This is a genomic window from Kitasatospora sp. NPDC004289, from assembly GCF_053602875.1.
This window is the reverse complement of the sequence record NZ_JBSGEL010000011.1, coordinates 16,547-29,522: the sequence shown is the minus strand read 5'-3', so window position 1 is coordinate 29,522 and position 12,976 is coordinate 16,547. Positions and strand designations below refer to the sequence as shown.

8 protein-coding genes are annotated in these 12,976 nt (G+C 74.6%); 4 read left to right on the top strand and 4 right to left on the bottom strand.

Features of this window, described 5'->3' with window-relative positions; all coding sequences use genetic code 11:
• Window positions 1-302: 302 nt before the first annotated feature.
• Complete coding sequence (locus ACWEPF_RS10030) at window positions 303-3,248, bottom strand: helix-turn-helix transcriptional regulator (protein WP_452172198.1); 2,946 nt, start codon at window positions 3,246-3,248, stop codon at window positions 303-305.
• Window positions 3,249-3,341: 93 nt separating this feature from the next.
• Window positions 3,342-5,582, bottom strand: a complete 2,241-nt coding sequence (locus tag ACWEPF_RS10025) for a glycoside hydrolase family 97 catalytic domain-containing protein (protein WP_452172197.1) — start codon at window positions 5,580-5,582, stop codon at window positions 3,342-3,344.
• A gap of 296 nt (window positions 5,583-5,878) precedes the next feature.
• Between ACWEPF_RS10025 and ACWEPF_RS10020 the strand changes: the two genes are divergently transcribed.
• Window positions 5,879-7,390 carry a twin-arginine translocation signal domain-containing protein gene (locus tag ACWEPF_RS10020; protein WP_452172196.1) on the top strand — a complete coding sequence of 504 codons (1,512 nt, stop codon included), beginning with the start codon at window positions 5,879-5,881 and terminating at the stop codon, window positions 7,388-7,390.
• Between the two features lie 50 nt (window positions 7,391-7,440).
• Here the strand turns inward: ACWEPF_RS10020 and ACWEPF_RS10015 are convergent, their stop codons facing one another.
• Both ACWEPF_RS10015 and ACWEPF_RS10010 read right to left on the bottom strand, forming a co-directional pair.
• A complete protein-coding gene (locus ACWEPF_RS10015) occupies window positions 7,441-8,919 on the bottom strand; it encodes a hypothetical protein (RefSeq protein WP_452172195.1) in 1,479 nt (492 codons plus the stop codon).
• A gap of 51 nt (window positions 8,920-8,970) precedes the next feature.
• Window positions 8,971-9,669 carry a FadR/GntR family transcriptional regulator gene (locus ACWEPF_RS10010; protein WP_452172194.1) on the bottom strand — a complete coding sequence of 233 codons (699 nt, stop codon included), beginning with the start codon at window positions 9,667-9,669 and terminating at the stop codon, window positions 8,971-8,973.
• A gap of 208 nt (window positions 9,670-9,877) precedes the next feature.
• On the opposite strand from ACWEPF_RS10010, the gene ACWEPF_RS10005 reads away from it, so the two are divergent.
• The 3 genes from ACWEPF_RS10005 to ACWEPF_RS09995 are packed head-to-tail and all read left to right on the top strand — an operon-like array spanning window position 9,878 to window position 12,969.
• On the top strand, window positions 9,878-11,185 hold the full coding sequence (locus ACWEPF_RS10005) for an enolase C-terminal domain-like protein (protein WP_452172193.1): 1,308 nt from the start codon (window positions 9,878-9,880) through the stop codon (window positions 11,183-11,185).
• Between the two features lie 12 nt (window positions 11,186-11,197).
• A complete protein-coding gene (locus ACWEPF_RS10000; RefSeq protein WP_452172192.1) occupies window positions 11,198-12,127 on the top strand; it encodes an aldo/keto reductase in 930 nt (309 codons plus the stop codon).
• Window positions 12,124-12,969 carry an amidohydrolase family protein gene (locus ACWEPF_RS09995; RefSeq protein ID WP_452172191.1) on the top strand — a complete coding sequence of 282 codons (846 nt, stop codon included), beginning with the start codon at window positions 12,124-12,126 and terminating at the stop codon, window positions 12,967-12,969. Before ACWEPF_RS10000 ends, ACWEPF_RS09995 begins: the two co-directional genes overlap by 4 nt.
• Window positions 12,970-12,976: the final 7 nt, after the last annotated feature.

The following is a 12,976-nucleotide window of genomic DNA, read 5'->3' as shown; positions in this document are numbered from 1 at the left end:
GCGGCGGGCCCTGGCTGGGGGTCGGGCCCGGAGGGTTCTGGAGTGAGGGCCGATGCGGCGGCGGGCCGCTGGATCATCGGACTGATGCGTAACGTATGCGATATACGAAATCTTCGCCAGGGGCGTTGCCGTTTCGTGTCGTTCACGCCTCCGCAACGAAACCGCCCGCCGGGCCGGGGCGGCTCGACGGGCGGGGAGGTGGCGCAGGGAGGAGGGCCGGAGCCGGGACGGTTCCAGCGAAGCGGGTGGACCGCTAGGTAATCAATCCGGGTCGCTACCTACGGACGGGCTCTGACCAGGGCTCATGCCCGTCCGTCGCGCAGCGCGTCCCGGGTGGTGGCGAGTTTGCGCAGCACCTTGGCCACGTGCTGCTCGACGGTGCGGGGCGAGAGGAAGAGGGCGGCGGCGATGTCCTTGTTGGCGGCCCCGTCCCGGAGCAGCCCGGCGACCTGCTGCTCGCGCGGGGAGAGCGCGTCGCCGAAGCCGGCCCGGCCCCGGGACCGCGGGCGGGCCTGGCCGAGCTCCAGCAGCAGGTGGCGGCAGCGGGCGGCGTCGGTGGTGGCGCCGAGGCGGTCCAGGATGGTCGCCGCCTCGGAGAGCCTGCTGACGGCCTCCCCGGGCTGCGCGCCGGCCAGCGCCCGTGCGGCCCGCTCCCCGGCCAGGGCCGCGTGGTACGGGCGGCCGATGCCGGACCAGTGGGCGCGCGCGAGGTCGAACTCCCGGGCGGCGTCCGCAGGTTGGCCTTCGGTGGCGAGCAGGCCGCGGCACAGGTGCTGCTCGGCCACCGCCCCGGGCGCGTCCATGCCCTCGATCCCGGCGCGGTGACCCTCCGTCAGCTCCTCGGCGGCCGCCCGGTCCCCGCGTGCCAGGGCGGTCTCCACCGCCACGGGTGCCAGGCCCAGCGCGTAGACCCAGATCTCCTTGCGCGGCAGCAGCGGCAGGTAGCCGGCCACGGTGGACCAGGCCGCGTCCGCGTCGCCCCGGGTGAGCTGGATCCGGGCCAGCCCGGCGGCCGCGCCCAGAGCGTTGAGGTTCATCCGGGCGGTGTCGCGGGCCAGCACCCGGCCGAAGCGCTCGACCGCCCGGGCGGCACGTCCGCGGGCGGTGGCCGTGATGCCCTCGACGGTGGCCAGCAGGTCGTCCACGGCCAGCGGCTCGTCCACGTACTGCGCCCGGAAGGCCGCGTAGCGCTCGTCCCAGCCGTCCCACCCACCGGCCAGCCAGGAGAGCAGCAGCTCGTAGGAGCGGCAGTGCACCAGCAGGGCGGGCGCGCGGCGCAGCCGGGTGAGGGCCAGTGCCTCCGCCGTGTGCGCGGCGGCCCGGGCGTCGCGACCCAGGCAGAGGCCGGACTCGGCGGCGTTGGCCAGGGCGCGGGCGGTGTGCCGCACCACCTCCGGGTCCTCGTCCGCGCGGGGCAGGGCCGCCAGCAGCTCCTCCGCCTCGGGGCGGGCCTGGGTGCCCAGGACGGTGATCCGGTTGGCCCGTACCGAGGCGCGGGCGACCCGGTCGGGGCTGTCCGCGACGGTGGCCTCGGCCCGGTCCAGCCAGGCACGCTGCTCGGCGGCGGAGAACCGGCTGGTCTCCCACATCGCCAGCAGCGACATCGCGCGGGCCGCCTGCTCGGGCCGGTGTCCCTCCAACTCCTCGACGGCGCGCTCCAGTTCGGCCTCGCCGCTCGGGTCGGCGGCCTGGTTGAGCAGGAGCAGGCCGAGGTCGAGCCGGATCTCGCCGCGGGTCGCGGCGGGCAGGCCCGGGCCGGCCACGATCCGGCGCAGGGTGGCGATGGTGCGGGTGTACTCGGTGGCGTCCCAGGCCGTCCGGGCCAGCGCCAGCGCCGCCCGGGCGTGCAGCTCGGCCGGGAGCCCGGGCTCGTCGAGCACCTGGTGGAGCAGACCGGCCGCGGTGCCCTGGTCACCGCGCGCCACCGCCTGGTCGGCGGCGGCCATCGCCCGGTCCAGCCAGGCCGCGGTGTCGCCGAGCGCCCGGGTGTGGTGGGCGATCTGCACCAGCGGAGGCTCCGTCAACGCCCCCAGGGCGCGCAGGACCTGACGGTGCAGGCGGAGCCGGACCGGCCCGGGCAGGCCGTCGTAGTGCGCCTGGCGGCCGAGCGCGTGGGCGAAGCCGTAGGAGTCGGGCCCGTACTCGCGCAGCACCGAGGAGGAGAGCGCCGCCAGCAGCGCCGGCCGGGCCGCCTCGGGCGCCAGCCCGGCGCAGTCGGCCAGCAGCCGCTCGCCGGCCGGGACCGCCAGCACGGCGGAGACGTCCGCCAGGTCCACGGCCTCCGGCGGCAGTTGCGCGAGGCGCTCCGCGAACACCTCCCGCAGGCTGCGCGGCACCCCGAGCACACCGTCGCCGAGCCGGCCGCCGAGCGTGATCAGGTCCTCCTCGATGACCAGCGGCAGGCCCTCGCTGCGCTCGACCAGGGTGTGCAGCAGGGCGGGGGTGGCCGCCTCGGCGAGGACGGAGCGGGCCATCGCCCGCAGGTCGTCCGGGGCCAGGCGCTGCAGCGCCAGCTCGGCCCCACCGGTGCCGGGCGGGCGGCGGTAGGCCGCGCCGAGCAGCGGTCCGCGCCCGGGGGCGTCGCGGCCGCGGTGGGTGAGCACCAGCGCGGTGTCCGGCGGCAGGTCCCGGGCCAGCAGCAGGAGCAGGTCACGGGTGGCCTCGTCGGCCCAGTGCACGTCCTCGACCACCAGCACCACGGGCGCGATCGCGGCCAGCACGGCCCGGACGCCCCGGGCCACCAGCTCGCGCGGGAGGGTCGGGCCGGGTGGCAGCGCGGGGGAGGGCGGGAGCCGGTCGGCGAGTTCGGGCAGCAGGACCGCCAGCACGCCGGCCGCCGGGGAGAGTCCGTCCGGGCCGCCCGGGTGGTCCGGCGCGGCGGAGCCGTCAGAGCGGTGGGCGTCAGGGCGGTGGGTGGCGGGGTGGTGGGCGTCAGGGCGGTGGGCGTCGGGTCCGTGGGTGGCGGGCAGCTGGGGGCCGCAGCGGCGGAGCGCCTCCACCACCGGACCGAAGGCGAGCGGCTCGCGCAGCGGGTGGCAACCGCCGGTCACCACCAGCACGCCCTCGCTCCGCAGTTCGGCGGCGGCCTCGGCGACCAACCGGGACTTGCCGATCCCGGCCTCGCCCTCGACCAGCACGACGGAGGGGCGCGAGCGCGCCGCGCCCAGCAGGGCGGCGAGTTCGCGGTCGCGGCCGACGAAGGGCGGCGTCCTCCCCGGGCCGTCGGTACCGCCGGTCCGCGTCGCCATCGGTTGTCCTCCTCCGGATCAGGTACCCACCGTAGCGCCGCCGCCCGCGGGTCCGTCGTCGGCACGGTGCCGAACGGCGCAGGTCAGCGGCGCTCAGCCCGCCGTGAGGAGCTGGCGGCCCGACCCGTCGAACGGCCGCTGCTCGAACCGGCCGCCCGGGGCCCGAGGGGCCGTCAGGTACAGGCCGCTGTAGCGGTTGGCCAGGCGGAACCGGCCGTCCCCGGCGTCCTCCGCCAGCCACTCGTCGTTGGTCTTGGCGCCGCTCGCGTAGACGCACTGGACGAGCGCGGCCCCGGCGTCCCGGGAGGCGCCGAGCACCACCACGTCCTCGCCGGTGCCCCGGTTGACCATCCTGAGGTACCCGTCGCCCAGCGGGCGGAGCTCGAAGCCGCTCGCGGCGCCGCCGTCGGCGGGAGCGCCGACCACCGGGACGCCGCAGCCGGCCGCGCCGCCCTGGACCGCGAGCGGCTGCCCGTCGACCGGTGCGAGGGTGCGGAAGCCGGTGGGCGGAGTGAGGGCCCGGGTGAGCTTGACGACGTGTCCGCCGCGCGCGGCGTTCGGGACGGCGAGGGTGTCCCCGGCCCTGATCACCCGGCTGGTGCGGACCAGGCCGTCCGGGCCGTCGGTGGTGATCTCGGCGTGCCAACTGCCGTTGCCCAGGAAGGCGGTGGGGTAGGCGATGGTCCCGGCCGCGCCGCCGGTGACGGCTCCGAGGAACCAGCGGTCGGCGGACCGGCGGGCGATCACCGCCCCGGAGACCGGGCCGCCCTGGACGAACCGGGTCTCGTCCCAGACCGTCGGCAGCTGCCGCATCCAACGCTGGGCCTCGGGCCGGGCCCGGTAGTCGGCGACCCGGCCGCCGGGCAGCATCAACCCGCTCTCGTAGAGCACCCCGAGGGCCAGCTCGGCGCCGTCGGTGTCCGGGTTGGAGCGCTGGAAGCCCATCGGGGAGTAGTCCACCGGGCCGAGCGCGCCGCGGGTGAAGGGCACGGCCGTGACGTGGCCGATGGTGCGGCCGGTGGAGTACTCCTCGCCGCGCACGGCCTCCGAGGTGAGGACGTGCGGCCAGGTGCGGTGGACGCCGACCGGCAGGCGCGAGCCGTGCAGGTCGACCACCAGCCGGTGTTCGGCGGCGTCGGCCAGGGCCGCGTCGTACCACTGCTGGCGGGCCCTGGCCTCGGAGCCCATGAAGTCCATCTTCACGCCGGCCACGCCCCACCGGTTCAGCCGGTCGAACTCCGCGCCGCGCTTCGCCGGGGTGTCGAGGTCCTGCCAGTGGTACCAGAGCAGGATCCGCACGTCCCGGTCGCGGGCGTACGCGACCAGCTCGGGCATCCAGCCCACGCCCTTCCAGCCGTCGTCGACCAGCAGGTACGGCCAGCCTTGCGAAGAGGCGTAGTCGGCCCAGCCCTTGAGCTTGCCGAGGTCGCGCTGGGTGGCCTTGCCGCCGTCGAACCAGGGCCAGGCGGCGATGCCCGGCACGATCCAGGAGGTGTCGGCGATCCGGGACGGCGGGGCGACGTCGTCCTCGAGGGTCGACTCCACGACGGTCGCGGTGGTGCCGATCACGGCCACCCGCCAGGGGGTCGCGAACGCGTCGGTGCGTGCCACCTGGCTGTCGGCGAGCGCGACGGTGAACCGGCCGGTGCCCTGGGTGTGCGTGAACCGGCCGCCCGCGTATCCGCCGTCGACCCCGGACTCCGAGAGCAACACGCTTGTCCCGTCCGGAAGTTGGGCGAACAGGTCCATTCCGAGGTCACCGGTCGGGACGGCCGCGAGCGGGGAGCTGCTGTAGAGCGCCTCGTGGGCGGGGCCGTAGGAGGAGCGGGTGAGCTGGGCGTCCGGCGGCAGCTCGAAGGCGGTCGCCTCGCGCAACACCGTGGCGCCGGTGGGGAGTTCGTAGCGGAGGGCGATCCCGTCCGGGGAGGTGCGCAGGTGCACGGTGAGCCGGTCGGGGCCCTTGGCGAAGACCAGCCGGGTCTCGGTGGCGGTGCGGTCCCGGAGCCGGGCGCCGCCCACGGTGGTGCGGTAGGCGTCGTGGACGGTCCGGTCGGTACGGTTGACGAAGGCGAGGCCGGTGCTGAGGTCGGCGGCGGCGGTCACCAGGCCGATCGGCGCGGGGAGCAGGGCCGGGTGGCAGTCCCGACTCGCCGTCAGGGTGGGGGATCCGGCGGGGTCGAGGGCCATGGTGGCCCGGACTCCGTCGCAGCCGGCGTCCGTGGCGCCGGGCTGGGCGGTGCTCCAGCTGTCGGGGGAGGCCGCGGCGGAGGTGGCGGGGAGGCCCAGGAGGGCCAGTGCGGCAGTGGCGGCCAGCAGGCCGCGGGGGTACGGCACGAGACGTCCCTTTCTCGTGGGGTGCCGCGCCGGGGTGGTCGGCGCGGGCATGGGGGTGCCTCGGACGGGTGGCGGAGGCTGGGCTGCTCGGCAGCTCGGACGGCGCGTGGCGCACGTCGCTCGGATCACGATCGAACGAAATCCAACGTGATGCGACAGAAGGAAAACGCTCCGCCTGACGCCCTGTCAAGGGGCCTCGTGCGCCGAAAGGACATCGGCATCGGGTCTGGCGGTCAGGGTCGTATATCGCATACCTTTTCCTCACTCAACTCTCCCACCACCCAAGGAGAACGACCATGTCCCCCAGTGACCAGCGCGGACCCAGCCGCAGATCCCTGCTCCGCGGCGCCGCCGTCGGCGGTGCGGCGGCGGCCCTCTCCCAGGTCCTCCACCACTCGGCCGCCCGCGCGGCGGGGTTGGACTCGGGCGACTACACGATCCGCTTCGACAACGGTGCGCGGCAGACCATCAAGGGCCTGGGCTTCGAGATCCAGTCCGACTCGATCGGCTCGGGCAACAACGGCATGCCCGACCTGGTCAGCGGCGTGCCGTACGACCTGACGCCCAGTGAGCGCACCCGCTTCTACCAGCAGATGCTGAAGATCCGCTCGGACCGGGGCTTCCGCTACTGCCGTCTCGCGCTCGGTCTCTACCACCGCGGCGTGACCGCCGACGGCAAGCGGTTCACCGACCGGTACGAGGGGCAGACCGCGCTGCTCGCGGAGATGATCCGCGAGGCCGGCATCGAGGGCGTCGCCGCCGAGTACTGGTCCCCGGCGCCGGCCTGGAAGGTGAACAACGCCCTGGTCGGCAAGTCCCCGGACGGCAAGCCCTACGGGCTGGCCTCCTTCGCCCCGGCGGACCTGGACGCGATGGGCGAGGCGATGGTCGCCGACCTCGACTTCCTAGCGGCCCGCGGCATCCCGATCAGCATGTGGGGCCTGCAGAACGAGCCCGACGCGTACACGGCCTACTCCTCCTGCTTCTACGACGCCCCGCAGTACCTGGCGGCGTTCAAGGCGGTCGCGCCGAAGATCCGCGCCAAGTACCCGGACGTGATGATCCACGCCGACAGTCGTGGCGGCTGGAGCGGCGAGCGCGGCAAGGCGCTCATCGCCGATCAGCAGGCCCTGCGCCACGTCGACGCGTGGACCTACCACCGGGTCGGGAAGTACGCCGACGAGCAGGTCACGGGTGACTACACGTCAGGTGCTCTCGGCCGGCCGGTCTTCAACAACGAGTTCGAGTACCTGCACGCGACCGACTCGTTCAACCGCACCCTCAACACCGCTCACTCGATCATGAACTGGATGACCTTCCAGAACTCCCCCACCTGGTTCTGGCTGCACGCCCTGAAGCCCACCACCAACTCGGAGTCCAAGGGCTACTCGCTGGGCTTCTGGCGGCCCCCGCACGACACCGACTTCAGCCGCTACCAGAACATCAAGGCCGGCCACTGGGACTGCAACCCGGAGAACTGGAACGCCGTCTCGGGCTTCGTCCGCTACATGCCGTGGGACTCCGTGCGCCACCACGTGGAGGAGCCCGTCCACGAGGACGGCAGCGCCTACCTGGAGCACCGGATCATGGCCTGGAAGACCCCCCAGGGCAAGCAGGTCTTCGCGGTCACCAACCGCTCCTCCAGCCGGTCCTGGACCTACAACGTCGACACCCAGACCGCCGCCTCCTTCGAGGGCCACCGCTACGGCCCCGCCACCCACAACCAGGTCCTGGCCGCGAAGACCGGTCCCACGCTCGCCATCACCGTCCCGCCGCTGTCCGTGGAGTTCTGGGTCCGCACGCCCTGACCCCCCCCCGTCACCGGGAGCCCCGTCGACGACGGGGCTCCCGGCCCGGCTCAGGCGCGGACCCAGAACTCGATCGACTTGCCCGGGACGGTGAACTCCAGGGTCGGGCCGGCCTTGGCGGCGAGGGTCCGGTTGTGGGTGGCGGGGCCGTAGCGGTGGCCGTGGAAGGTGGCGGCGGTCCGGGTGTCGACGGTGTAGGTGTACGGGGTGTCGTCCCGGTTGGTGACGGCGAGGACGGGCTTGCCCTGCGGGGTGCGCCAGGCCATGATCCGCTGGCCGGTGTAGGGGCTGCCGTCGGTGTGCAGCGGCTCGTCGACGTGGTGGCGGACGGAGTCCCAGGGCAGGTACTTCACGAAGCCCGCGACGGCGTTCCAGTTGCGGGGGTTGAAGTCCCAGTGGCCCGGCGCGATGTGCGGGAAGCGGGAGAAGTCGGTGTCGTGCGGGGGGCGCCAGAAGCCGAGTGCGTAGTTCTCGGCCTCCGCGTTGGTGGTGGGCTTCAGGGCGTGCAGCCAGAACCAGGTGGGGGAGTTCTGGAAGGTCATCCAGTTCATGATCGACTGGGCGGTGTTGACGGTGCGCCAGTCGGACATCGGGCCCTGCCGCTCCAGGTACTCGAACTCGTTGCTGAAGACCGGCCGCCCGGCGGCCCCCGAGGTGAAGTCGCCGGTCAGCTGCTGGTTGCTGTCGGCCCCGATGCGGTGGAAGGTCCAGGCGTCCACGTACCGCAGGGCCTCGGGGTCGGCCAGGATCGCCCGGCCGCGCTCGCCCTGCCAGCCGTGCTGGCTGTCGGCGTGGATCGTCACGTCGGGGTACGCGGCGCGGACCTTCGGGGCGACGGCCTTGAAGGCGGCGAGGTACCGGGCTGCGTCGTAGGTGCAGGAGGGGTAGCGGGTCGAGACGCCGGGCTCGTTCTGGAGGCCCCAGTGCAGGACGGGGACGCCGCGGTCCGACAGGTACCGCAGGTCGGCGACCATGGCGTCGCCCATCGCGTCCAGATCGGTGTCCGGGGCGAGGGTGCCGCCGATGAGGCTGTCGTTGCTCTTCCAGGTGGGGGCGGGGGACCAGTACTCGGCGGCCACGCCCTCCACGCCGGACTCGCGGATCAGCTCCGCGAGCAGGGCGGTCTGGCCCTCGTAGCGGTCGGTGAAGCGCTCGCCGGAGGCGTCGAGGCCCCGGTGGTAGAGCCCCAACGCCAGCCGGCAGTACCGGAATCCGCGGTCCGCGCGGACCTTGAGCATCTGCTGGTGGAAGCGGCTGCGCTCGCTCGGGACCAGGTCGTGCGGCACGCCGCTGACCAGCTCGGGCAGTCCGTCGTTGGAGGAGCCGATCGAGTCGGACTGGAGCTCGAAGCCCAGGCCCTTGATGGTCTGACGCGGTGCCAGGTCGAAGCGGATCGCGTAGCGGCCGGAGGAGGCCGCCGCGTGCGCGGGGGCGGGGGACAGGAGGGGTGGGAGGGCCGCTGTGGCGCCGGCGGCGAGCAGGCCGCGCAGGACGGCCCGGCGGCCGGCGGGGTGGGGTGAACCGGTCATGGGCAGTGACCGTATGAGATATACGAAAGTTTGGCCAGGGGTGACGCGCGGTCAGTTGCCGTCACCCGCGCCCGAACGCAGGTGCGCGCGCAGCCAGTCCTCGGTGGCCGCGACGTGCATCAGGGCGGCCGCCCGGGCCAGCGGGGCGTCCCGGGCGGCCAGGGCGCGCAGGATGGCCTCGTGCTCGGCGACCGCCTGGTCGGCGGCGTGGTCGTCGACCAGGCCGCGCCAGATCCGGGCCCGCAGCGTCCGGCCCGAGATGCCCTCCAGCACGGTGGTCAGGGTCTCGTTTCCGGTGGCGGCGGTGACCGTGCGGTGGAACGCGGCGTCGTGCAGGTTGAGCCGCTCCGGGTCCTCGCGTGACTCCCGCATCGCGGTGAGGTGGGCCGCCAGCTCCGCGAGGGCGTCCTCGCCGATCCGGGTGGCGGCCAGTGCGGTGGCGGCGGGTTCGAGCAGGCGACGGGTCTCCAGGAGCTCCAACAGCGTCTCTCCGCCGAGCAGTTCGACCGCTCCGGCGAGGTTCTCCAGCAGCACGCCGGGGGCCAGGCTGGTCACGTAGGTGCCGTCGCCGCGCCGGATCTCCAGCACCCGTGACACGGCCAGGGCCTTGACGGCCTCCCGCAGCAGGTTGCGGGACAGGCCGAGGTCCGCGGCCAGCTGCTGCTCGGGCGGCAGCTTCGCGCCGGGTGGCAGCGCGCCGGAGCGGATCAGCTCCCGGATCCTGGCGATGGCCATGTCGGTCAGTGACATCCGGGGCTCCTGGGTGGTCGCGCTCGTCACCGTGGCAGACATCCCATCAATGACGTGGGGATTGGCGGGTTCCCGCCGCCAGAAGGCCGGATACCTGGACAGCCGCGGACCGCTGCCCAAGAGTACATCCCATGTCCCGGCCTGTTCTCCGTCCGGTCGAACTCCTCTGCCGCACAGGCTGCCTGACGCTTCGAAAGGGCGATGTCCGATGAACCGCATCACCGGGATCGAGGTGGCGGACGTCCGCTTCCCGACCTCCCGAACGCTCGACGGCTCCGACGCGCTCAACCCGGAGCCGGACTACTCCGCCGCCTACGTGACCGTGCGCACCGACGAGGGCGAGGAGGGCCACGGCCTCGCCTTCACCGTCGGCCGCGGCAACGAGGTGGTGGTCGCCGCCGTCCGCGCGCTGGCCCCGCTGGTGGCCGGGCTGCCGGTGGAGGCCACCCTCGCCGACCTCGGCGGCCTCTCCGGCCGCCTCACCGGCGACGGCCAACTCCGCTGGCTGGGGCCGGAGAAGGGCGTCATCCACATGGCCGCCGCCGCGATCGTCAACGCGGTCTGGGACCTGTACGCCCGCCGGGCCGGCCGGCCGGTCTGGCAGCTGCTGGCCGGGATGAGCCCCGAGGAACTGGTCGCCCTGGTGGACTTCCGCTACCTGCGGGACGCGCTCACCCCGGAGGAGGCGCTGGAGATCCTGCGCCGCGCCGAGCCCGGACGGGCCGCCAGGCAGCGGGAGTTGCTCGCCCACGGGTACCCGGCCTACACCACCACCCCCGGCTGGCTCGGCCACGACGACGAGAAGCTGGTCCGGCTCTGCCGGGAGGCGGTGGCCGAGGGCTTCACCCAGATCAAGCTCAAGGTCGGCGCGGAACCGGCCGAGGACCGGCGGCGGCTGGCCCTGGCCCGGCGGGCCGTCGGCCCGGACGTGCGGATCGCGATCGACGCCAACCAGGCCTGGGGCGTCGGAGAGGCGGTCGAACGGACGGCCGCGCTGGCCGGGTTCGCGCCCTACTGGATCGAGGAACCGACCTCGCCCGACGACATCCTCGGCCACGCCCGGATCCGCGCCGCCGTCGCGCCGGTGAAGGTCGCCACCGGCGAGCACTGCCACAACCAGGTGATGTTCAAGCAGCTCCTCCAGGCCGGCGCGATCGACGTCCTGCAGCTGGACGCCAGCCGGGTCGCCGGGATCACCGAGAACGTCGCGATCCTGCTGCTGGCCGCCAAGTTCGGCGTGCCGGTCTGCCCGCACGCCGGGGGCGTCGGCCTGTGCGAGATGGTCCAGCACCTGGCGATGTTCGACTACGTGGCCGTCAGCGGCAGCACCGAGGGCCGGGTCATCGAGTACGTCGACCACCTGCACGAGCACTTCACCGTGCCGGCCCGGATCGACCGGGGCCGCTACGTGGCCCCCGTCCTGCCCGGGCTCGGCGCCCGGATGCACCCCACCTCGGTGGCCGACCACCGCTACCCCGAGGGCCCGGTCTGGGCCCGGCAACCGTCCCCGCGCTGACCCGGAGCGAGCGTGCACCACCGGAAACTGGGCACCACCGACCTGACCGTGCCCGAACTCTCCTTCGGCGCTTCCCCGTTGGGGTCCGTCTACGGCGCCATCGACGAACGGGACGGCATCGCCGCCGTCCGCACCGCCCTCGACCTCGGCGTCACCCTCTTCGACGTCGCCCCCTACTACGGCGCCACCGCGGCGGAGACCCTGCTCGGCCGGGCCCTGCACGGGGTCGACCGCGGCAGCTACCTGCTGGCCACCAAGGTCGGCCGCTACGGTCCCGCCGACTTCGACTTCGGCGCAGACCGGGTCAGGCGCAGCGTCACCGAGAGCCTCGCCCGGCTGCGCACCGACCACCTCGACCTGGTCCAGTGCCACGACGTCGAGTTCGGCCGGCCGGAGCAGCTCGTCCGGGAGACGCTGCCCGCGCTGCGCCGGCTCCAGCGGGAGGGGCTGGTCCGCCACGTCGGCATCACCGGGTACCCGCTGTCCGTGCTCGCCGACCTGGCGGGGCGGGCCCCGGTCGACACCGTGCTCTCGTACGGCCGGTACACCCTGCTCGACCGCCGGCTGGCGGACTGGACGCCCCGGTTCGAAGCCCTCGGAGCCGGAGTGCTCAACGCCTCGCCGCTCGCCATGGGCGCGCTGACCCGGCCGGGACCGCCGCCCTGGCACCCCGGCCCGTCCGGGCTGCTGGCCCGCTGCGCGGAGGCCGCCGAGCTCTGCGCGGCCGCCGGTGGTGACCTCGCCAAGCTCGCCCTGCAGTTCTCCGTCCGGGCGCCCGGCGCCGCCACCACCGTGGTCGGTGCCCGCAGCGCCGAGGAAGTGCGGCGCAACGTCCGGTGGTTGACGGATCCGGTCGACGAGGACCTGCTCTCCCTGGTGCTGGACCACCTCGCCCCGGTCCGCGACCAGGACTGGGGGGCCGCGCCGGAGGCCCGGCCGTGACGCCCGGGCTCGTGGACGCGCACGTGCACCTCTGGGACACCGGCCGCTTCGCCTACCCCTGGCTCGCCGCCACCGGGCTGCCCGCCACGGCCCTGCCGGAGGACTTCGCCTCGGCGGCGGGCGAGCCGGTCCGGGCGATCGTGGTGGAGGCGGGCCGCCGGGCCGGACAGGCCGGGGCCGAGACCGCCTGGGTCCGGGCGGCGGCCGCCCGCCGTCCGGAGATCCTCGGTATGGTCGCGCACCTGTCCCTGGAGCTGCCGCACGGCCTCGCCGCCCGGGTGCACCGCCTCGCGGCCGACCCCTTCGTGGTGGGCGTGCGCCGCCTGCTCCAGGACGAACCCGCCGGGTTCACCGCCGGACTGCGCGACGGGATCGCCCTGCTCGGCCCGGCCGGGCTGCCGTTCGACGCCTGCGTGCGCGAGCACCAGCTCGGCGAACTGGACGCGTTGGCGGCGGCCTGCCCGCAGACCGTCATCGTCCTGGACCACCTCGGCAAGCCCCGCCCCGGGCCCTCGGACGGCGGGAGCTGGCAGCGGGCCCTGCGCCGTCTGGCGGCCCGGCCCAACGTGCTCTGCAAGCTCTCCGGGCTCGCCACCGAGGCCCCGCCCGGCCGGGCCGCACCCGGACTGCTGCGCCCGTACCTGCGCACCGCGCTGGAGCTCTTCGGCCCGGAGCGCTGCCTCTACGGCGGCGACTGGCCGGTGCTCACCCTCGCCGTCCGCTACCGCGACTGGCTCGACCTGGTCCGCGGCGAGCTCTCCGCCCTCCCGCCCGCCCAGGCGCACGCCGTCCTCGGCGGCAACGCCCTGCGCGTCTACCGGCCCGCGGGCACCACTGCCTGACGATCCG

Bases quoted from the DNA above. Each gene is read 5' to 3' on its own strand.
- ACWEPF_RS10015 (WP_452172195.1), bottom strand. From the start codon at position 8,919: ATGACCGGTTCACCCCACCCCGCCGGCCGCCGGGCCGTCCTGCGCGGC.
- ACWEPF_RS10005 (WP_452172193.1), top strand. From the start codon at position 9,878: ATGAACCGCATCACCGGGATCGAGGTGGCGGACGTCCGCTTCCCGACC.
- ACWEPF_RS10020 (WP_452172196.1), top strand. From the start codon at position 5,879: ATGTCCCCCAGTGACCAGCGCGGACCCAGCCGCAGATCCCTGCTCCGC.
- ACWEPF_RS10010 (WP_452172194.1), bottom strand. From the start codon at position 9,669: ATGTCACTGACCGACATGGCCATCGCCAGGATCCGGGAGCTGATCCGC.
- ACWEPF_RS10030 (WP_452172198.1), bottom strand. From the start codon at position 3,248: ATGGCGACGCGGACCGGCGGTACCGACGGCCCGGGGAGGACGCCGCCC.